The organism is Pigmentiphaga sp. MLSB6-MA01 (genome assembly GCF_058793475.1).
In genome coordinates this window covers 108,723-127,183 of sequence record NZ_JBXAFV010000015.1, presented here as the reverse complement: position 1 = coordinate 127,183, position 18,461 = coordinate 108,723, and the positions used below count along the sequence as shown (strand labels likewise).

The following is an 18,461-nucleotide window of genomic DNA, read 5'->3' as shown; positions in this document are numbered from 1 at the left end:
ATCCCTGGCGTTTTCTTCGACAATGGAGAAAACGACACGGATCCTTCCATGGCCTCGACTCCCTCGGTTTCCAACGCTGCCACCGCCACTACCGGCGGCCGCCTCCTGGTCGACGCGCTGACCGCCAACGGCGTCGACCGCGTCTTCTGCGTCCCCGGCGAAAGCTACCTGGACGTGCTGGACGCCCTGCACGCCCACGCCGACATCGACGTCGTCGTCGCCAAGCACGAAGGCGCCGCCGCCAACATGGCCGAAGCCGACGGCAAGCTGACCGGGCGGCCGGGCATCTGCTTCGTCACGCGCGGCCCGGGCGCCACCCACGCCAGCATAGGGGTGCACATCGCCCAGCAGGACTCGACGCCGCTCATCCTGTTCGTCGGCCAGGTGCCCACGCGCGAGCTGGGCCGCGAGGCCTTCCAGGAAATCGACTACCAATCCATGTTCGGCGGCATCGCCAAATGGGTCGTCAGCGTCGACGATGCCGGCCGCATTCCCGAACTCGTGGCGCGAGCCTTCGCGTGCGCCACCTCGGGCCGGCCCGGCCCGGTGGTGGTGGCCCTGCCCGAGGACGTGCTGAGCGCCGCCTGCCCGTCCGCGCCGGCCGCGGTCGCCCCCACGGCCTCCAGCGGCCCCGATCACGATGCGGCCCCGCGCCTGCGCGACATGCTGGCCCAGGCCCGCCGTCCGCTGGTCCTCCTGGGCGGATCGAACTGGAGCGAACGCGCCGCCTCGGATTTCTCCGCCTTCGTCCAGGCCTGGAACCTGCCCGTGGCCTGCGCCTTCCGCCGCCAGGACATCTTCGACAACCGCCTGCCCCAGTACGCCGGCCACCTGAGCCTGGGCATGAATCCGGACCTGGCCGCGCTGGTGCGCGATGCCGACCTCATCCTGGCCGTGGGCACGCGGCTGGGCGAAATCGCCACCGGCGGCTACACGCTGCTGACGCCGCCCCGCCCCGCCCAGAAACTGATCCATCTGCACGCCGACGCGGCCGAGCTGGGCCGCGTCTACCAACCCGACCTGGCCATCCAGTCGGCGGCCGCGCCCGCCGCCGCGCTGCTGCGCGGCCTGGAAGCCCCGGCCTCGCGCGCCTGGGACGACTGGACCCGGCGGGCCGGCGAGCTGCACGCGCGCTACCAGGTCGTGCCGGCGCCGCATGCCGAGGCCCGCGGCATCGACCTGGGCCAGGTCATCGCCCATCTGGACCGCACCCTGCCCGACGACGCCATCATTGCCAACGGCGCCGGCAACTACGCGGTGTGGCTGCACCGGTTCTACCGCTACCGCCAGCCGCGCACGGAAATCGCCCCCACCTGCGGCGCCATGGGCTACGGCCTGCCCGCGGCGATAGCCGCCAAGCTGCGCCACCCCGACCGCACCGTGGTCTGCGTGGCGGGCGACGGCTGCTTCCTGATGTATCCCCAGGAACTGGCCACCGCGCTGCAATTCGATTCCCCCGTGGTCGTCATCGTCGTCAACAACGGCATGTACGGCACCATCCGCATGCACCAGGAAAAGCGTTTCCCCGGCCGGGTCAGCGCCACCGACCTGCGCAACCCCGACTTCGTCGCGCTGGCCCTGTCGTTCGGCGCCCATGCCGAGCGGGTGGAAAGCGCCGATGCCTTCCCCGCCGCGTTCGAGCGCGCCCGCGCGGCCGGCCGCCCGGCGCTGCTGGAACTGCGCACGGATCCCCGGCAGATCACGCCGCAGTCGTGGCTGGCGGGGCATGGATAGCGATGTCCTTGCCGCCATGGCGCGCTGGCCCGACGTGCCGGACGCCCATGGCTGGTTGTCGCTGGACGCCCGGGGCCGCTGGCGCCTGCATCCCGCCGGCGACGCCCTGGCGGGCGGGCCGGGCGTTTCGATCTCCAATCCCGGAATCCTGGCCTTCATCGCGCGCAACTACGGACACGACGGCCAGGGCCGCTGGTTCTTCCAGAACGGCCCGCAGCGCGTGTTCGTGAGGCTGGACGCGGCACCGCTGATCCTGCGCCAGGCGGATGCGGCCGGCGCCCTGGCGACCCACGCCGGCCACGCCGTTTCCCGCGTGGACCGCTGGGCGCTGGACGCCGCGGGCAGGCTCTACGCCGCGACCGAACACGGCCCCGCCATGGTGGAGGATCGCCATCTGCCCGACGTGCTGGAGCGCATGAAACTGACATCGGGGCAACCCTTGCTCGACGCGGCGCCCGGCTGGCTGGCCGATCCGGGTCAGGCACCGGACGCGACCCCGGCCATCCCGGTGATCTACCCCCCGGTCTCCCTCGCTCCCGCGCCGCTGGCGCCGCTACGCGGCCCGGCGGGCAAGGCCCTGGGCTTCGTCGACAGGCCCGAGCCCGTCAGCTCTGGAAACGCTTGAGCAGGTCGCGCTCTTCCTTCAGCCTGCGCTGGTATTCGCGCACCTTGGCGTCGATCTGCGACTGCTCGTAGAAGTCCTTGGACGCCGCGCGCGCCTGCTGCAACTGCTCGACCGCGGCCGGCAGGGCACCGGTCATCGCGTAGTAATCGGCCATGTTGCGGCGTTCGTTCACGGCGCTGCCCAGCCGCGAGTAGCTGACCGCGGCCATCTGGTAGAAGCGGGGTTCGTCGCTCCACTTCAGCATCTGTTCTTTCAGGAACTCGACCGCTTCCTGGTTGCGGCCGGCGCGTTGCAGCGCTTCCGCCATCGCCATGGCCGGGCCGCGCTGCTCGGGCCAGCGCGCGACGGCGCCGCGCGCCAGGGCGATGGCCTGCTGCGTGTCGTTGCGGGCCAGCGCCAGATCGACGGCCAGCCGCTCGAGCATGAAATGGGTACGCGCGCCCGACGTGGCGGCCAGGTAGGCATCGTTGGCCTTGCCATACTCGCGCTGGCGCATATAGCCCAGGGCCGCGCCGTAGTAGGCCGCGGAACGCTCGATGCCCTGGAGATCGGCGGTCCGGCTCTCGAAATAGCGGATGGCTTCCCGGGCATCCTGGCCGCTGCTGGCCTGCACCATCCGCATCTTGGCACGCACGAAATAGAAGTCCGGCGAATTCGAGCGATCATGGATGACCACGCCACGCGCCCGGTTCTGCATGTCGGACATACGCTCGATGGACAGCGGGTGGGTGCGCGTGAAGGCCTGGCTGGTGCTTTCGTTCAGCCCCGATGCCTGCATCAGGCGGCCGAAGAACGCGGCCATGCCGTTGACGTTGTAGCCCGCCGTCTCGAGCATCTGGAACCCGGTCCGATCCGCCTCGCGTTCGGCCTCGCGCGAAAATCCCAACTGCGAATTGATGGCGGCGGCCTGGCCGAAGGCCATCGCCGCCTCGGGCGCCTGCGAATTGCCGCGCGCGGCCACCAGCGCCGCCAGCAGCGCCGCCACCATGATCAGGCTGTCCCGCTTCTGCTGCACCAGGCCGCGGGCGATGTGCCGCTGCACCACGTGGCCGATTTCGTGCGCCAGCACGCCGGCCAGTTCGGACTCTGACTGCGCGGCCACCACCAGCCCGGTATGCACGCCTATGTATCCGCCCGGCATCGCGAACGCGTTGATGCTTGGATCGCGCACCGCGAACACGTTGATACTGGGCGTGCCGGCCGGGGCCTGGGCCGACAGTTGCCCCGCGATGCCGGTCAGGTATTGGGTGAGATCGGGGTCGTCGATATACGCCGGATCGCGCAGCGACTCCATCATGATGGCATCGCCCAGCCTCTGCTCCAGCCTGGGCGAGAGCTCCTGCGACGCCGAATCGCCCAGGTCGGGCAGCCCGACCGGCTGGGCTGGCGCCAGCGCCGGCGCGGCCGCCGCCAGCAGGGCCGGCAGCAGCAGCGCGGCGGCCTTGCGGCGCAGCGGCGGGAAACGTTCGGAATTCGGCATACCGGTATGATAGCCAGCTTGGGCGACGGGTTCCCGCCCCCTTGTCGAAACGTGAAAAATTTACCAATACCGGCCACGCCCCAACCGGCCGCATGGCAACGCTTACAGGACCTGTCATGAGCTTCAGCACCCTGATTTCCGCACAGGCGCTGCACGCGCTGCTGCAATCTCCCTCGCCGGCCGTCGTTTTCGATTGCAGCTTCGACCTGTCGGATATCGGCGCGGGCGAACGCGCCCACGCGGCCGGACATATCCCCGGTGCCTTCCATGTCCACCTGGACCGCGACCTGAGCGGCCCCAAGACCGGCGGCAACGGCCGCCATCCCCTGCCCCGGCGCGAGGATTTCGCGGCCCTGATGGCCCGCCTGGGCGTCTCCGATGCCACCCAGGTCGTGTGCTATGACACCGCTGGCGGCGCCATGGCAGCCCGTCTCTGGTGGCTGCTGCGCTGGGCCGGCCACGGCGCCGTCGCGGTCCTGGACGGCGGCCTGGCCGCCTGGCGCGACGCCGGCTACCCGCTGGAGGCCGGCCAGCCCGCCGCGCCCGCTCCGGGCACGTTCACCCTGCGGCCGCCGCGGGTCGCGACCACGACCTACGAAGACGTCCTGGCCAACCTGGACGCGCCGGCCCCGCGCCTGGTCGTGGATGCGCGCGCGCCCGACCGTTTCCGCGGCCAGAACGAGACCCTGGATGCCGTGGGCGGCCACATCCCCGGCGCCGCCAACCGCTTCCTGCGCGACAACCTCCAGCCCGACGGACACTTCAAGCCCGCCGCGCAGTTGCGGGCCGAGTTCGAAGCGGTGCTGGGCGGCACGCCCGCGGACCGGGTCATCAGCCAATGCGGCTCCGGCGTCACCGCCTGCCACAACCTGCTTGCCATGGAAGTGGCGGGCCTGACCGGGGCCGTGCTGTATCCCGGCTCGTGGAGCGAATGGAGCAGCCGTCCGGACTCGCCCATCGCCACCGGAGACGCATGATGGCGCCATCCCCCCTGACCCACTTCGACGCGGCCGGCCAGGCCCACATGGTGGACGTGGGCGCCAAGCCGGCCACCGCGCGCGTGGCCGTCGCCGCCGGCACGATACGCATGCAGCCGGCCACGCTGGCCCTGATCCGCGACGGCAGCGCCAAGAAAGGCGACGTGCTGGGCATCGCGCGCATCGCCGCCATCATGGCGGCGAAGAAAACCTCGGACCTGATCCCGCTGTGCCACCCCATCCCGCTGACGCACGTGGCCTGCGACTTCACCCTGGACGACGGGGCCGGCGCCGTGCATTGCACCGTACGCGCCGAGACCGTGGGCGGCACCGGCGTCGAGATGGAGGCGCTGACCGCCGTCAACGTCGCGCTGCTGACGATCTACGACATGTGCAAGGCCGCCGATCGCGGCATGGTCATGACCGACGTGCGGCTGATGGAGAAGAAAGGCGGGAAGTCGGGACACTGGACCCGGTAGGTCCCGCGCCGGGACCCGGACCGGATCCCGGACGCCTCACAGGCTGGACCACGCGGGCGTCGTCATGCCCTCAGGCGTGACGGCGCTGTACACACCCCGCGCGATCGCGCGGGCCAGCACGTCGGCGGCCAGCGCGCCCAGCCGGCAGACAATGAAGGGCCGCGGGTCCACCGGACCGTCCATCACCGGCGCCTCGCGCCGCGCGGTCGAGATCGCGAACACAGTGTCGCCGTCGAACGGCGCGTGGATCGGGCGGATGGCGCGGGCCAATCCGTCCTGCGCCATGGTGGCCACGCGTTGCAGTTCGTCGGGAGACAGCGCGACGTCGGTGGCGATGCAGGCGATGGTGGTATTGGCGCGCGGGCGGGGATCCAGTTTCGCGTACTCCCAGTTCTCGCCCTCGGCCCGCGTATCGGCCGGCCCCAGGCCGCCGAACTCTTCGCCGATCTCGAAGGCGCCGGCCCAGAAGCGCCTGCCCTGCGGCGCCACGACCGAGCCGAAGCTGTTGCAGGCCACGATGGCGCCCACGGTCATGCCGTCGTGCGTGACGTAGGACGCCGATCCCAGTCCTCCCTTGAGCGCCCCCGCCGAGGCGCCGAAGCCCGCACCCTGCGTGCCCAGATCGAAGCCGGGCCGGACCTGCCGGGCGGCCCGCATGGCCAGGTCGCGATAGGGCGGGGTCTCGCCCCATTGCTTGTCGCCGCCGTTGGCGAGGTCGTACAGCACCGCGGTCGGCACGATGGGCGAAGGCGGGACGCCGGGCTGGTGCAGCAGTGTGAAGCCCCGCCCCTGCGCCCCCAGCCACGCGGCCACGCCGTCGCCGCTGGCCAGGCCGTAGACCGAACCACCGGACAGCACGATGGCATCGACCGAACGCACGAGGTTGGACGCACCCAGGGTGTCCGTCTCGCGCGTGCCCGGTCCGCCGCCGCGGATGTCCACCGCCGCCATGGCCCGCTCGTCCGGCAGGATCACGGTGACGCCGGTGCAGGCCCGCGCATCGTGCGACTGCCCCACCCGCAGGCCGGCGACATCGGTGATCAGATTGCGCCCGCCGGGGCGGCCGGCCATTGCGTCGCATGCATCCATGCTGGAACTCCGTCCGGGAAATGAAGTGGGGGCTATTGTAGGGACCGGCCGGCTGGCCGGCCACCCGCCCGAAGGCTCATTCCTGGTCGCTCAATTGCCTGGCGCGGGCGATGAAGCTGTCCAGCATGCTGAAGAACCTGGCCACATCGGCCGCGGAATGCCCGTCCAGCACATGCCGGTTGCGGGCCTGGGCGGCCTCGGTCAGTTCGGCCTGCATGGCCAGCCCCTGCGGCGTCAGCGACAGCTCCACCTCGCGGCTGTCGCGCGCGCTGCGGGCGCGGTTGACATCGCCCCGGGCGACCAGCGAGGACACGGCGCGGCTGATCTGCGCGGCATCGAGCATCGCATGGTAGGCCAGTTCGCGTATGGACACCGGCTGGAAGACGCCCAGCAGCGCAACCACCTGCCACTCCACCTGGGACAGGCCGTACTGCGCCTTGGCGAACTGGACGGCGCTGCGGGTGAGCGCCTTGCTCAGGGTGCTGACCCGCGGCGCCAGCAGCCTCCCTTCCGGAAAAGCCTGGGACTGCCCCGGGCGACGCGGCGGGCTCGCCGACGAGGATCGCGCCATGGCCTACGCCTCCCCGGCGCGCGCCAGCGCCGCGTCGAGCTCGTCGAAGGGCGGCGGCGATACGGCCAGCGGCCGGCCTGCCCGGACGACCAGGCGATCTGACTGGGGCCGGGCCAGCAGTTCGGGAATGCCGCGGGCATCGAAGATCACGAAATCCGCCGCCCCGCCCTCCTCGATCCGCCCCGAGCCGGCCTGGCGCATCAAGGCCGCCGGCGTCGCCGTCACGCTGGCGGGCCAGCCGCCGATGTGTCGATCCAGGTGGCCGTTGCGCACGGCTTCGCGGAATACCTCCAGCATGTCGTAGTCTCCGTAGGCGTGGAACGCATCTGCGCAATTGTCGCTCGATAACGCCACCGGAATGCCGCGGGCCGCGATTTCCTGCAAAGGAGGCAGCCCACGCAGCCGGGGCGTGCGGTCCGGCGCCCGGTCCTGAAGAAAGAGGTTGACCAGCGGCAGGCCGACGATGGCGAGCCCGGCCGCGCGGCAAGCATCCAGCATACGCTCGCGGGTCTCGTCCGTCTGGACGGACAGGCTGCAGCAATGGCCGCAGACGACCCGCCCGCCCAGGCCGCGCGCCTGGGTATGCCGCGCGACCTCCAGCAGGGAGTCCGCCTCGGGCTCGCAGGATTCGTCCACGTGCAGGTCCACGTCCAGGCCGTAGCGCACGGCCCAATCGAACAGCGCGCCCAGGGCCTGCGCCAGGCGCTGCCGCGCGGCGGGCGGCGGCAGGCCGGGCACGCGCGTCACCCCGCCCAGCACGCCGCCGGTCTCGGCCACGCGGCGCACGAAATCCTCGGCGCCGTCGTCCAGGTAGGTTTCCATGGGAGCCATGGCCACCATCTGTACCCGCACCCGCGACGCCCATCCCTCCCTTAGCGCCAGCATGGCCTCCCAGGCCATGCGCGCCTGCGGCCCCGCCGCGTCCAGGTGCGTGCGCAGGCCGGCCGTGCCGTGCGCCCAGGCGCAGCGCAAGGCGAAATCGGCGCGCGCCTCCAGTTCTCCCGGACGCCAGCGCGCGTGGTCGGCCATGACGGCCTTGACCGCCCCCAGCAGCGTGCCGTCGGCATTGGGCGCGCGCGCCAGCGTATGCGTCTTGTCCAGGTGGGTATGCAGGTCGTGGAAGGCGGGCCAGACCTGCCTGCCGGCCAGGTCCAGCGCGGCGCCGGCATGAAGCGTTCCGGCGGGGGCGACCGCGCCCAGGCGGCCCCCTTCGACCGCCAGGTCCACACCCGCCAGGCCCTGCGCGTCGGCCAGGCCGGCCAGCGCGGCGGGCAGCACCGCCGCGGGCACCCTCGCGCCGCGCAGGACGTAGGCCCCCCCCGCCAGTTCGAGCCGCGCCGCCAGCGATTTCACGATTCGCGCTCCATGGCGCTTTCGTGCCAGCGGCGCAGGATGCGCTGCGACACCCACGAGGTCGCGAGGAAGATCACCACCCCGGCGCAGGAAATCATCAACAGGGCCGCGAACATGCGCGGCGTCTTCAACTGGTAGCCAGCCTCGAGGATGCGATAGGCCAGCCCCGACCCCTGACCGCCCGCGCCGGCGACGAATTCCGCGACCACCGCGCCGATCAGCGACAGGCCGCCCGAGATGCGCACGCCCGCCAGGAAATACGGCATGGCCGATGGAATGCGCAGCCGCCGCAGCGTCTGGCCCGGCGTGGCGCCATAGAGCCGGAACAGGTCGCGCAGGTTGTGGTCCGCGCTGTTCAGGCCGACGATGGTGTTCGACAGGATGGGAAAGAAGGCCACCAGCCACGCGCAGATCAGCAGCGCCACCTGCACGTTGTCCACCCAGATGATCAGGAGCGGCGCGATGGCGACCACCGGCGTGACCTGCATGATGACCGCGTAGGGAAAGAAGGTGAGCTCTATCCACTTGGACAGGCTGAACAGGATGGCGATCGCGCCGCCCACCAGCACGGCGCTGACGAAGGCCGACGCGGTGATCTTCAGCGTGACCCACAGCGCCGCCGACAGCAGCGGCCAATCCTCGACCAGCGCCCGGCCGATGTCGGCCGGGCCCGGCAGGATGTGCGGCGAGATGCGCAGGCCGCGCACGACCGCCTCCCACAGCACCAGGCAGAGGACGCCCATGACGACGGGCAGGACGATGCGCGCGGTACGAAGCGTGGGATTCATGCGTGCATCGCCTGTTCGAGGGCTTCCGAGGCCTGCCTGCACAGGTGCGCGTATTCGGCCGAGGTGCGGAACGACTCGCCGCGCTCCGCGTCGGCGGAGATGGCAAGATCGGCATGGAGTCGGCCCGGACGCGCGGCCATGACGATCACGCGTTGGGACAGGTACACCGACTCGAACACCGAGTGCGTGACGAACACGGCGGTGAAGCGCTGGTCCTGCCACAACCGCAGCAGGTCGTTGTTGAGCTTGAACCGCGTGATCTCGTCCAGCGCCGCGAACGGCTCGTCCAGCAGCAGGATCTGCGGCCGGGTCACGATGGCCCGGGCAATGGACACGCGCATTTTCATGCCGCCGGACAGCTCCCGCGGCAAAGCATGCTCGAACCCCTTCAGCCCGACCTTATCCAGCGCCTCGGCCGCGCGCCGCCGGCCCTCCTCGCGCGGCACCCCGGCCAGGTCCAGCGGCAGCATGGTGTTGGACAGCGCGGTCTCCCAAGGCATCAGCGTGGGCTCCTGGAAGACGAAACCGACCGCCCCCCTGGCCCCCTGCCGGGCGACCTCGCCCGACGTCGGTTCGGATAGCCCGGCAATCATGCGCAGCACCGTGCTCTTGCCGCACCCCGACGGTCCGAGCAGGCTGACGAAGCTTCCCCGCGCCAGGGACAGGCCGAGGTTCTCGACCGCCAGCGTGCCATTGCCGAAGCGCTTGGAAATGTTCCGCAGTTCCAGCACCCGGTCGGTATCCATGGCCGTTTCCATCATCGCATGCCGACCTTCTTGTTGACGAACTTCAGCGTATAGGCCTTGCGCACGTCCACGCCGGTGGGCAGCACGCCCACATCCACCATGGACTTGTAGAAATGCTCCCAGCGCGCATCGGTCATCGCCCCGATGCCCAGGCGCTTCGCGTCGCCGGAATCGATCAGGCCCCGTTCCTTCATGGCCTGGATCGCAAAGGCGATCTGCTCGTCCGTCATCTCCGGGTTGTTGCGCTTGATCAGCGCGTTGCCGGCCGACGGATCATCGTACAGGTAGCTGTACCAGCCCTCGATGGAGGCGTCGACGAACTTCTGCACGAACTGCGGACGCTTCTCGACGTTGTCGCGCGTGGTGACGATGGTGGTCATGTAGGGATCCCAGCCGTAGTCCGCCAGCAGGAAGGACACCGGGTTCGCGACGCCGGCCTTCTTCAGCGCCAGCGGCTCGTTGGTGATGAGCCCCTGCTGTACCACCTTCTTGTCGGCCAGGAACGGCGCCAGCGAAAACGTATAGGGCTTGACCTGGTCGTCGGTGAAGCCGAAGCGCCCGCGCAGGTAGGGCCAGAAGGTCGCCATGCCCAGCGCGCCCACCAGCACCGTGCGGTCCTTGATCTGCTCGATCTTCTCCACGCCCTGGCCGGGGTGGGCAATCAGCACCCGCGGATCCTTCTGGAAGATCGCCGCCACCGACATCAGGGGCGCGCCTTCGCGCGCCGCGTTGAGCGAGGTGCCGCTGCTGCCCGCCGTGAAATCCACGCGCCCGGCCAGCAGCATGGGCGTGGGATTGCTTTGCGGATTGCCCAGGCGGATCTCGACATCCAGCCCGTGCTTGCGGTAGATATCCTTGGCCACGGCCTGGAAGAAACCACCCCACTCGGCCTCGGCCCGCCAGCCGATGAACATGACTGCCTTCTCCGGCGCGGCGCCGGCCGGCTGGGCGCCGGCGAGTCCCGGCTGCGCGCAGGCCAGTGCCGTGCAGAACAAGAGCGCGCGGCGAACCCTGGAATTGGACTGCTTCATGACGATCTCCCGACAGTGACAAACACCCATCCGCGCGCGGCGGCCCCGAAAATCAGAAGAACTGCTCCACGTCGATGTCGTGGTCGAGCAGGCCGGCGCCGCGCAGCACGGCCACCCAGCCCCGGTACATGGCCTTGACCTCGGGATCGTCCATGCCGAAGGGGTGGAAGAGCGTGGTGTTGAAGCCGATCTCGCGCAACAGCGCGGAATCCTGGCCGGTATGCCGGGCCATCGCGTCGAGCGCGGCCGACGGATCGGCATACACGACGCCCACGGCCTCGGCCAGCGCATCGGCGGCGGCGGTAAACAGTTCCGGGGCGCGCGCGTAGGCCGCCTGCGTGGTCCACCAGTTCGACACCAGCGACGGATTGCCCGTGCTGGACATCGCCAGCGAGCCTTCGCCCAGCACCTCGTCCACGGCGCGGCCCAGGCCGCGCCGCAGCATCAGGGTGACCAGCGGCTCGACGCAGATGGCCACATCGATCTCGCCCGCGGCCAAGGCGTCGGGCATCCTGTGGAAAGGCATCGGTACCCACTGCACCCGGGAGACGTCGACGCCATGCTGGTTGAACAGATACAGCGGGGCCGAATGCGTGATGCCGCCGTCCAGCGCGAAGGCCCCCAGGCGCTTGCCCTCGAAGTCCGAAGGCCGCTCGATGGCCACGCCGTGGCGGGCGATGAGATTCATGAAATCGGCGCTGCGGCCGGCATAGGTGCCGCGCAGCGCGGCGGCCGAAACGAAGCGGGACGGCAGGCCGAAGCGCTCGCGCGCCATGATGGTGAGCGTGGGGCCGGAGAAGGTCAGGTCCATGCGGTCGGCGCGCATGTCTTCGATGGCCTGCACCGCCGACCGCTGGACGAAAACGGGTTCGATGCCGCGCTTGGCGAACAGGCCGGCGTCGATGGCGGTGAACAGGGGAACCAGCCCCATCATGGGGTCGGGATGGGCATCGATTCTGAGTTTCATGTCGTTCCAGCCGCCGTGCGGGTCATGACTATTTGCATGACTTTATCATGCAAATTTTGGCTGTCAATGGAACCCGGGGCAGGGATAAACCCTGGACTGGCGGACGGGTAGCGGGAACTAGTGCAGCTTGACGCGGGGCTGCGAACGGCGGCTCAGGAAGCGGCTCAGCGAACGCACGCTGGCACCCCACCAGCCCAGTACCGCGGCATAGTGCGACCAGTGCGTGCCCGCGTACATCATGCGGGCGATCCAGCCTTCCACCAGCAGCTTGCGGCCGGAAAGATTGCCCATCAGGCTGCCCACGCCCTCGGCATGGCCGATGGACACCAGCGAGCCGAAATCGCGGAAGCGGAACGGCGCCGCGAAAGCCGACGCCCCCCGTATGCGCGCCGACAACAGCGGCAACAGATACGAGGCCTGCTGGTGGGCCGCCTGGGCGCGCGCCGGCACCGTCTTGCCGGCTTCGCGCCAGGGCGCCGCGGCGCAATCGCCCAGGGCATAGATGTCGGGATCCCCGGTGCGCAGCGTGTCATCCACCAGGACCTGCTGCATCGGGTTCAGCGGCAGCCCCAGCCGGGACAGCAGCGACGGCGCCTTGATGCCCGCCGCCCAGACGCACAGGTCGGCGTCGAACACCTTGTCCTGGGCCACCACGGTGCGCGGCGTCACTTCGGAAACGCGGCAGTCGACCACCACCCTCACGCCCCGCTCCTCCAGCAGTTCCTCGGCCGCCTTGGCGACGCGCTCGGGCAATGGTCCGAGTATGCGCGGCCCGCCCTCGATCAGCGTGATGCGCAGGTTCTGCTTCGTCATGCCCGGCAGCCCGTAGGCGGAGATCGTGCCGCTCGCCTCGTGCAGTTCGGCGGCCAGCTCCACGCCGGTGGCGCCGCCGCCCACGATCACCACGTTGACGATGCCCGGGGCGGCCTCCTCGACGCCGGCCGACGCGCGCGCCATGGCCTTGAGCAGCGCGAGCCGGAACCGCTCGGCCGCATCCGTGGTGTCCAGCGAAATCGCATACTGATCGGTGCCCGGCGTGTTGAAGAAATTGCCCAGGCTGCCCACGGCCAGCACCAGCGTGTCGTACGGAACGTCCCGGTCGGGCAGGATCACGGTACCGTCGGTGTCGCGCAAGGCCGCCACCCGCACGGCGCGCGCCGTGCGGTCGACGTCCTGGATCTCTCCCAGCACAAAGCGGAAACCGTTGTCGTGCGCCAGCATGGCGTAGGAAAGCCCGTCGCGGTGGATGTCCACCGTGCCCGCCGCGACCTCGTGCAGCGAGGGTTTCCAGATATGGAAAGGCACGGCGTCGATCAGCGTGACGTGCTCGGGCCCGTGGCGCCGCCCCAGGCGCACGGCCAGTTCGAGACCACCCGCGCCGCCGCCGGCGATGACGATGCGATGCGAAGGCTTGGCGTTCATAGACTCTCCATGGCTGGCGCTCGAAGCGCCGGACGTCCGCGCGGCGACGACGTGGCGCTCAGCGTCCGGCGATCGACATTTCCGGCAACAGGATGGACCCGGTCGTCTTGGTGCCGCGCGTGAGCGTATCCGCCCCCACCGCGACGATGCCGCCAAACATGTCCTTCAGGTTGCCGGCGATCGTGATCTCCTGCACCGCATGCCGGATCTCGCCGTTCTCGACCCAGTAGCCGAACGCGCCGCGGGAATAATCGCCGGTCACGTAATTGATGCCCTGCCCGATCAGCTCGGTCACCAGCAGGCCCGTGCCCAGCTTGCGCAGCATGGCACGAAAATCGTCGCCGCGGCGCGTCTTGCGCGAGGCCAGCACCAGATTGTGCGAGCCGCCGGCATTGCCGGTCGTGGGCATGCCTAGCTTGCGGGCCGTATAGCTGGACAGGAAGTAGCCCTGGACCACGCCGGCGTCGACGACCTTGCGCGCCTGCGTGCGCACGCCTTCGTCGTCGAACGCGGCGCTGCCCTGGGCGCCCTTGATGGCGGGATCCTCGAACACGTCGATGTGCCCGGGAAAGACCGGCCGGCCCAGGCTGTCGACCAGGAAGCTCGACTTGCGGTACAGCGCGCCGCCGCTCAGGGCCTGCGTGAGCGAGCCCAGCAGGCCGCAGGCCAGGGGCGCCTCGAACAGCACCGGATACCTGCCGGTCGGGATGCGGCGCGCGGACAGCCGCGACAGCGCGCGTTCGGCCGCGTAGCGGCCGACGCCGGCGGGATCGGCCAGCCGGGCCCAATCGCGATCGCTGGTGTACCAGTCGTCGCGCTGCATGTTGCCGCCCCGTCCCGCGATGGGCGATACCGACAGCGAATGCCGCGAATACGGATAGCCGTTCAGGAAGCCGCGGGTATTCCCCATCACGAAGTGGCCTTCGTAAGAGGATACCGATGCGCCGTCGGAATTGGTGATGCGCTTGTCGGTGGACAGGGCCGCGCGCTCTGCCTGCAGCGCCAGTTCGGCCGCCGCCTCGGCCGGCAGGTTCCACGGGTGATAGAGATCCAGGTCGGGGAACTCGGTCGCCAGCAGATCGGCGTCGGGCAGGCCCGCGGCCGGATCCTCGGCGGTATGGCTGGCGATGTGGTAGGCGGCCTGGACGGTGTCGCGCACCGCCTGGTCCGAGAAATCCGAGGTCGAGGCCGAGCCCCGGCGCTGTCCCACGTACACGGTGATGTCCAGCGACCGGTCGCGCGTCTGTTCGACCGTCTCCAGCGACCCCCGGCGCACCGACACGGCCAGCCCCTGGCTTTCGGACACCTCGGCGGCGGCATCGGTGGCGCCGACGCGCCTGGACTCGTCCAGCACCCGCTCGATCAACTGGCGGAACGCGGCGGGGTCGGTGTCGAGCGCGGGACGGGTGGGCGCGGCGGTCGTTTTCTTGCGGGACGGGGAAGTGGCCATGGAGTTTCTTCGGGAAGGAGGCGGCCCGGACATGCCGGCAAGGCCGCCCGGGCAGGAAGGCAAGGCTTTATGATAGCTGGTGTCAGCCTTCTTACCGTCGAAGCACGCCATTTTCCATGTCTCGCTCCAAACGTAGTCCATCGCCACTGGTCCCGGCGCAAGCAGCCGATCCGGACAGCGAATACCAGTCCCCCAGCAAGTCGCAGCTCAAGCGGCAGATGACCGCCCTGCAGGACTTGGGGGAACGCCTGGTCGGGCTGCCCGACACCAAGCTGCGGCAGCTGCCCCTGGCCGAACGCCTGTACGACGCGATACGCGAGGCGCAGCGCATCACCTCCCACGAAGGCAGGCGCCGGCAATTGCAGTATGTCGGCAAGCTGATGCGCGAAGCGCACGTCGACCCCATCCAGGCCATGCTGGCCGAATGGGACGGCGAATCCATGGAGCAGATCGCCGCCTTCCACCAGCTCGAACTGTGGCGCGACCGGCTGCTGGCCAGCGACGAACACTTCACGGGCTTCATGGACCGCTACCCCCATGCCCAGGCCCAGCCCCTGCGGGCGCTGATACGCGGCGCCCGCAAGGAACAGGCCGCCAACGCCGCCCTGCTGCCCGGGCGCGAACCGCAGCGCAAGCACTATCGCGCGCTGTTCCAGGAAATCAAGCGGCTGCAGGCCGCGCCCGATGCCGGGTCGCCGTCCCCGACCGACGACGACGAAGATGAACACTGATCCCCCCGCCGCCATGACGACTTCCGCCAAGCGCCTCGTGCGCAACCATCCCGACGAACTGCTATGCGGCCTGGTGTCCATCAGCGACCGCGCCTCCAGCGGGGTCTACGCCGACGAGGGCATCCCCTCGCTCAAGGCCTGGCTCGACGGCGCCCTGCGCACACCGGTCCGCTACGTCGAGCGGCTGATCGCCGATGACGCGCCGGCCATCTCCGCCACCCTGGCCGAATTGTGCGACGAACTCGGCTGCGACCTGATCCTGACCACCGGCGGCACCGGCCCGGCGCGGCGCGACGTCACGCCCGAGGCCACGCTGGCGGTGGCCTCCAAGGAGATGCCCGGCTTCGGCGAACAAATGCGCCAGATCTCGCTGCGCTTCGTCCCCACCGCCATCCTCTCGCGCCAGGTCGCCGTCATCCGCGAACGCGGCGCGTCGGCGGCGGACGGCGCCGCGCTCATCATCAACCTGCCCGGACAGCCCAAGGCCATACGCGAGACCCTCGAAGGACTGCGCGAAGCCGACGGCAAGCTGGTGGTCCCCGGCATCTTCGCCGCCGTGCCCTATTGCATCCAGCTCATCGAAGGCCCGTACGTCGAGACCCACGAGACGGTGTGCAAGGCGTTCCGCCCCAAGACGGCGATCCGTCCCGCGCCCTGACCGCCGGCACGCCCACTTATCGAGAACGCCATGACTGACACCCTGCTCGACTGCGTCGAGACCGAAACCGGCCCGAACCCGACCCGCGCCGTGATCTGGCTGCATGGCCTGGGCGCCGACGGCCACGATTTCGAACCCATCGTCCCCGAACTGGACCTGCACGGCCTGCCGCCCGTGCGCTTCGTCTTCCCGCACGCCACCGTGCAGCCGGTCACCATCAACGGCGGCATGGCCATGCGCGCCTGGTACGACATCATCGTCAGCGACCTCGTCCGGCGCGAGGACGATCCCGGCATCCGCGCCTCGCAGCGCCACGTCGAGAACCTCATCGCGCGCGAGAACCAGCGCGGCATTTCCACTGAACACATCGTGCTGGCCGGCTTCTCCCAAGGCTGCGCGATGACCCTGCACACGGGCCTGCGCCACCGCGAGAAACTGGCAGGGCTGGTGGCCCTGTCGGGCTACCTGCCCCTGGCCGCCACCTTCGCCGCCGAACACAGCCCCGCCAACGCCGGCACGCCCATCTTCATGGGCCACGGCACCGCCGACCCCATCGTCATGCTCGACCGCGCCACCGCCTCGCGCGACCTGCTGCGGCAGGAAGGCTACGACGTCGAATGGCATGCCTATCCCATGCCCCATTCGGTCTGCGCGCCGGAACTCGGGGACATCTCGACCTTCCTGCGCAAGGTGCTGGCTTGACGCCGATCAAGACATAGCCGCCCAAGATGTGGTGTACTGCTCGGTAACGAAAACGCCCGCGCCACCACACCGGCGTTCGAGCTGTCATCTTCGCGATCTTCAAGGAGAAAACGTCATGTTCAAGAAAATCCTGATCCCCACCGATGGCTCGCCGCTGTCCGCCCAGGCCGCCAACGCCGGTGTCAGCTTCGCCCGCTCGGTCAACGCGGAAATCGTGGCGCTGCACGTCACGCAGCCCTTCGCCGCCACCATCGGCTTCGACGGCATGGCCGCCGCCTACGCCATCACCGACGACGCCTACGAAAAAGCCTCGGCCGAACAGGCCGCCAAGTACCTCGACGCCGTCACCAGCCGCGCCGACACCGCGGGCGTCAAGAGCACCGCCCTGTCCGTCTCCAACTTCAACGTCGCCGACGGCATCGTCCAGGCCGCCGCCGAAGCCGGCTGCGACCTCATCTTCATCGGCAGCCACGGCCGCAGCGGCCTCTCGCGCCTCTTGCTGGGCAGCGTCACCGCCAAGGTCCTGTCCCTCGCCCACGTCGCGGTCCTCGTCTACCGCGTGAAAGAAGAGAAAGAAAAGAAGAATCCCCCCCCTACGCGCTGAAGGGAAGCCCACCCCCTACGCCCTTCGGGCGTCCCCTCAAGGGGGCGATGCGGGTGGACCGGCGGAGCCGGATCCACCGCATCCTGGGGCCGATACGCCCCACGCGCCGCCGTCTCAAGGACTCAGGGCTCCCCCTGCCCCCGCACCACCTCCCTCAGGCACTCCAACGCCGTCTCCACCCCCGCCGGCCGCAACGCGTCATTGCGCCAATACATTTCCACCGACCCGAATCCCGACAGGCGCAACGGCACGATCCGCACCGCGCTCATCGTCACCAGCCGCATCGCCGCCCGGTGCGACGCCACCCCCACCATGTCGCTGTGGGCCAGCAAGGTCATGTTCAGCGTGGCCGAATTCGACTCCACGTAATCGACCGGCAGATCCCGCCCCGCGGCCGCCAGCGCGGCATCCAGCGCATTGCGTATCGGCGTGCCCCGGGGCCACAGGATCCATCGATGCCCCATCACCGCGTCCCACGTCGGCTCGCCGCCCTCGAACAACGGATGCGACGGCCGCGCCACGAAATGGATGGGCTCCAGGTACAGCGCCTCCGACCGGATGGCGGGATCGTGCAGCTCAGGGGCGGAGCGGCCCACCACGATGTCCAGTTCCCCCTGCGCCAATTGCCCCATCAACTGGTCCATCGTGCTTTCGACCACCCGGATCCGGGCCTGCGGCATGCGCCGCAGCAACCCCAGCATCGCCAGGGGAACCGTATCCGGCGCCGCCGCGCCCGAGGTGCCGATCAGCACCTGCCCGCTGCCCCCTTCGCGCATGGCCTCCATATCGCTGTGGGCACGGTCCAGCTGGGCCTCGATGCGCCGGGCATGGGCGATCAGCGCCTCGCCATGGGACGTGGGCCGCAGCCCGCGCGCGTGCCGCTCGAACAGCAGCAGGCCGATGTCGTCCTCCAGTTCGCGCAGCCACTTGGACAATGCGGGCTGCGTGGTGTTGAGCGCGGCGGCCGAATGGCTGATGTTGCGGGTCTGGGCAAGGCTGAGCAGCATCTGGAGATTGCGCAGCCGCAGGCGGTGGGTCCAATCCATGGGCGGAA

The 18,461-nt window shown here is 69.9% G+C and carries 19 protein-coding genes; 8 read left to right on the top strand and 11 right to left on the bottom strand.

From position 1 onward, the window contains the following. Positions 1–48 precede the first annotated feature (48 nt). Both AC1Q6E_RS22635 and AC1Q6E_RS22630 read left to right on the top strand, forming a co-directional pair. Positions 49–1,734, top strand: coding sequence for a thiamine pyrophosphate-binding protein (locus AC1Q6E_RS22635; RefSeq protein WP_492573561.1), 1,686 nt, complete (start codon positions 49–51; stop codon positions 1,732–1,734). Continuing rightward, positions 1,727–2,359 carry a DUF2946 family protein gene (locus AC1Q6E_RS22630; protein ID WP_492573560.1) on the top strand — a complete coding sequence of 211 codons (633 nt, stop codon included), beginning with the start codon at positions 1,727–1,729 and terminating at the stop codon, positions 2,357–2,359. Before AC1Q6E_RS22635 ends, AC1Q6E_RS22630 begins: the two co-directional genes overlap by 8 nt. On the opposite strand, the gene AC1Q6E_RS22625 is transcribed toward AC1Q6E_RS22630, so the two are convergent. Then, positions 2,340–3,839 (bottom strand): M48 family metalloprotease, encoded by a 1,500-nt coding sequence (locus tag AC1Q6E_RS22625; protein WP_152799859.1) that lies wholly within the window; start codon positions 3,837–3,839, stop codon positions 2,340–2,342. The two genes, AC1Q6E_RS22630 and AC1Q6E_RS22625, sit on opposite strands and share 20 nt — an antisense overlap. A 116-nt stretch (positions 3,840–3,955) precedes the next feature. On the opposite strand from AC1Q6E_RS22625, the gene AC1Q6E_RS22620 reads away from it, so the two are divergent. Together AC1Q6E_RS22620 and moaC are read left to right on the top strand one after the other, a co-directional pair. Then, a complete protein-coding gene (locus tag AC1Q6E_RS22620) occupies positions 3,956–4,816 on the top strand; it encodes a sulfurtransferase (protein ID WP_492573559.1) in 861 nt (286 codons plus the stop codon). Next, the gene (gene moaC, locus AC1Q6E_RS22615) at positions 4,816–5,295 is read left to right on the top strand and encodes a cyclic pyranopterin monophosphate synthase MoaC (RefSeq protein WP_296555551.1); all 480 of its coding nucleotides are present in this window, start codon (positions 4,816–4,818) and stop codon (positions 5,293–5,295) included. The genes AC1Q6E_RS22620 and moaC overlap by 1 nt, the downstream gene beginning before the upstream one ends. A gap of 36 nt (positions 5,296–5,331) precedes the next feature. Here the strand turns inward: moaC and AC1Q6E_RS22610 are convergent, their stop codons facing one another. The 9 genes from AC1Q6E_RS22610 to pmbA form a co-directional block, all read right to left on the bottom strand. Further along, entirely contained in the window at positions 5,332–6,384 is a 1,053-nt protein-coding gene (locus AC1Q6E_RS22610; RefSeq protein WP_152799865.1) for a P1 family peptidase, read from the bottom strand. Between the two features lie 76 nt (positions 6,385–6,460). Continuing rightward, positions 6,461–6,955 carry a MarR family winged helix-turn-helix transcriptional regulator gene (locus tag AC1Q6E_RS22605; RefSeq protein WP_152799867.1) on the bottom strand — a complete coding sequence of 165 codons (495 nt, stop codon included), beginning with the start codon at positions 6,953–6,955 and terminating at the stop codon, positions 6,461–6,463. A gap of 3 nt (positions 6,956–6,958) precedes the next feature. Then, positions 6,959–8,308 (bottom strand): cytosine deaminase, encoded by a 1,350-nt coding sequence (locus AC1Q6E_RS22600; RefSeq protein WP_492573558.1) that lies wholly within the window; start codon positions 8,306–8,308, stop codon positions 6,959–6,961. Then, positions 8,305–9,096, bottom strand: coding sequence for an ABC transporter permease (locus AC1Q6E_RS22595; RefSeq protein WP_152799869.1), 792 nt, complete (start codon positions 9,094–9,096; stop codon positions 8,305–8,307). Before AC1Q6E_RS22595 ends, AC1Q6E_RS22600 begins: the two co-directional genes overlap by 4 nt. Further along, complete coding sequence (locus tag AC1Q6E_RS22590; protein WP_296555543.1) at positions 9,093–9,842, bottom strand: ABC transporter ATP-binding protein; 750 nt, start codon at positions 9,840–9,842, stop codon at positions 9,093–9,095. The genes AC1Q6E_RS22595 and AC1Q6E_RS22590 overlap by 4 nt, the downstream gene beginning before the upstream one ends. Positions 9,843–9,853: 11 nt before the next feature. Further along, complete coding sequence (locus AC1Q6E_RS22585) at positions 9,854–10,873, bottom strand: ABC transporter substrate-binding protein (protein ID WP_492573557.1); 1,020 nt, start codon at positions 10,871–10,873, stop codon at positions 9,854–9,856. A gap of 52 nt (positions 10,874–10,925) precedes the next feature. Continuing rightward, on the bottom strand, positions 10,926–11,840 hold the full coding sequence (locus AC1Q6E_RS22580) for an ABC transporter substrate-binding protein (RefSeq protein ID WP_152799875.1): 915 nt from the start codon (positions 11,838–11,840) through the stop codon (positions 10,926–10,928). A 117-nt stretch (positions 11,841–11,957) separates the two neighbouring features. Next, the gene (locus AC1Q6E_RS22575) at positions 11,958–13,262 is read right to left on the bottom strand and encodes an FAD-dependent oxidoreductase (RefSeq protein ID WP_152799877.1); all 1,305 of its coding nucleotides are present in this window, start codon (positions 13,260–13,262) and stop codon (positions 11,958–11,960) included. A 58-nt stretch (positions 13,263–13,320) separates the two neighbouring features. Beyond that, positions 13,321–14,712 (bottom strand): metalloprotease PmbA, encoded by a 1,392-nt coding sequence (gene pmbA, locus AC1Q6E_RS22570; protein ID WP_152799879.1) that lies wholly within the window; start codon positions 14,710–14,712, stop codon positions 13,321–13,323. A gap of 116 nt (positions 14,713–14,828) precedes the next feature. Between pmbA and yjgA the strand changes: the two genes are divergently transcribed. The 4 genes from yjgA to AC1Q6E_RS22550 all read left to right on the top strand — a co-directional run bounded on the left by yjgA (position 14,829) and on the right by AC1Q6E_RS22550 (position 17,407). After that, on the top strand, positions 14,829–15,443 hold the full coding sequence (yjgA, locus tag AC1Q6E_RS22565) for a ribosome biogenesis factor YjgA (protein ID WP_152799881.1): 615 nt from the start codon (positions 14,829–14,831) through the stop codon (positions 15,441–15,443). Beyond that, on the top strand, positions 15,433–16,101 hold the full coding sequence (mog, locus tag AC1Q6E_RS22560) for a molybdopterin adenylyltransferase (protein ID WP_492573556.1): 669 nt from the start codon (positions 15,433–15,435) through the stop codon (positions 16,099–16,101). Before yjgA ends, mog begins: the two co-directional genes overlap by 11 nt. Before the next feature lie 30 nt (positions 16,102–16,131). Next, entirely contained in the window at positions 16,132–16,803 is a 672-nt protein-coding gene (locus AC1Q6E_RS22555) for an alpha/beta hydrolase (protein ID WP_152799882.1), read from the top strand. 115 nt (positions 16,804–16,918) lie between these two features. Further along, entirely contained in the window at positions 16,919–17,407 is a 489-nt protein-coding gene (locus AC1Q6E_RS22550) for a universal stress protein (RefSeq protein ID WP_492573555.1), read from the top strand. A 122-nt stretch (positions 17,408–17,529) separates the two neighbouring features. Here the strand turns inward: AC1Q6E_RS22550 and AC1Q6E_RS22545 are convergent, their stop codons facing one another. Beyond that, positions 17,530–18,453 (bottom strand): LysR family transcriptional regulator, encoded by a 924-nt coding sequence (locus AC1Q6E_RS22545; RefSeq protein WP_492573554.1) that lies wholly within the window; start codon positions 18,451–18,453, stop codon positions 17,530–17,532. Positions 18,454–18,461 lie beyond the last annotated feature (8 nt).

Excerpts from the sequence above, each read along its gene's own strand:
- AC1Q6E_RS22630 (WP_492573560.1), top strand. The coding sequence starts at position 1,727 with ATGGATAGCGATGTCCTTGCCGCCATGGCGCGCTGGCCCGACGTGCCG.
- AC1Q6E_RS22620 (WP_492573559.1), top strand. The coding sequence starts at position 3,956 with ATGAGCTTCAGCACCCTGATTTCCGCACAGGCGCTGCACGCGCTGCTG.
- AC1Q6E_RS22555 (WP_152799882.1), top strand. The coding sequence starts at position 16,132 with ATGACTGACACCCTGCTCGACTGCGTCGAGACCGAAACCGGCCCGAAC.
- AC1Q6E_RS22545 (WP_492573554.1), bottom strand. The coding sequence starts at position 18,453 with ATGGATTGGACCCACCGCCTGCGGCTGCGCAATCTCCAGATGCTGCTC.
- mog (WP_492573556.1), top strand. The coding sequence starts at position 15,433 with ATGAACACTGATCCCCCCGCCGCCATGACGACTTCCGCCAAGCGCCTC.
- AC1Q6E_RS22585 (WP_492573557.1), bottom strand. The coding sequence starts at position 10,873 with ATGAAGCAGTCCAATTCCAGGGTTCGCCGCGCGCTCTTGTTCTGCACG.
- AC1Q6E_RS22590 (WP_296555543.1), bottom strand. The coding sequence starts at position 9,842 with ATGGATACCGACCGGGTGCTGGAACTGCGGAACATTTCCAAGCGCTTC.
- AC1Q6E_RS22575 (WP_152799877.1), bottom strand. The coding sequence starts at position 13,262 with ATGAACGCCAAGCCTTCGCATCGCATCGTCATCGCCGGCGGCGGCGCG.
- AC1Q6E_RS22595 (WP_152799869.1), bottom strand. The coding sequence starts at position 9,096 with ATGAATCCCACGCTTCGTACCGCGCGCATCGTCCTGCCCGTCGTCATG.
- AC1Q6E_RS22580 (WP_152799875.1), bottom strand. The coding sequence starts at position 11,840 with ATGAAACTCAGAATCGATGCCCATCCCGACCCCATGATGGGGCTGGTT.
- AC1Q6E_RS22610 (WP_152799865.1), bottom strand. The coding sequence starts at position 6,384 with ATGGATGCATGCGACGCAATGGCCGGCCGCCCCGGCGGGCGCAATCTG.
- moaC (WP_296555551.1), top strand. The coding sequence starts at position 4,816 with ATGGCGCCATCCCCCCTGACCCACTTCGACGCGGCCGGCCAGGCCCAC.
- yjgA (WP_152799881.1), top strand. The coding sequence starts at position 14,829 with ATGTCTCGCTCCAAACGTAGTCCATCGCCACTGGTCCCGGCGCAAGCA.
- AC1Q6E_RS22625 (WP_152799859.1), bottom strand. The coding sequence starts at position 3,839 with ATGCCGAATTCCGAACGTTTCCCGCCGCTGCGCCGCAAGGCCGCCGCG.
- AC1Q6E_RS22605 (WP_152799867.1), bottom strand. The coding sequence starts at position 6,955 with ATGGCGCGATCCTCGTCGGCGAGCCCGCCGCGTCGCCCGGGGCAGTCC.
- AC1Q6E_RS22635 (WP_492573561.1), top strand. The coding sequence starts at position 49 with ATGGCCTCGACTCCCTCGGTTTCCAACGCTGCCACCGCCACTACCGGC.
- AC1Q6E_RS22550 (WP_492573555.1), top strand. The coding sequence starts at position 16,919 with ATGTTCAAGAAAATCCTGATCCCCACCGATGGCTCGCCGCTGTCCGCC.
- pmbA (WP_152799879.1), bottom strand. The coding sequence starts at position 14,712 with ATGGCCACTTCCCCGTCCCGCAAGAAAACGACCGCCGCGCCCACCCGT.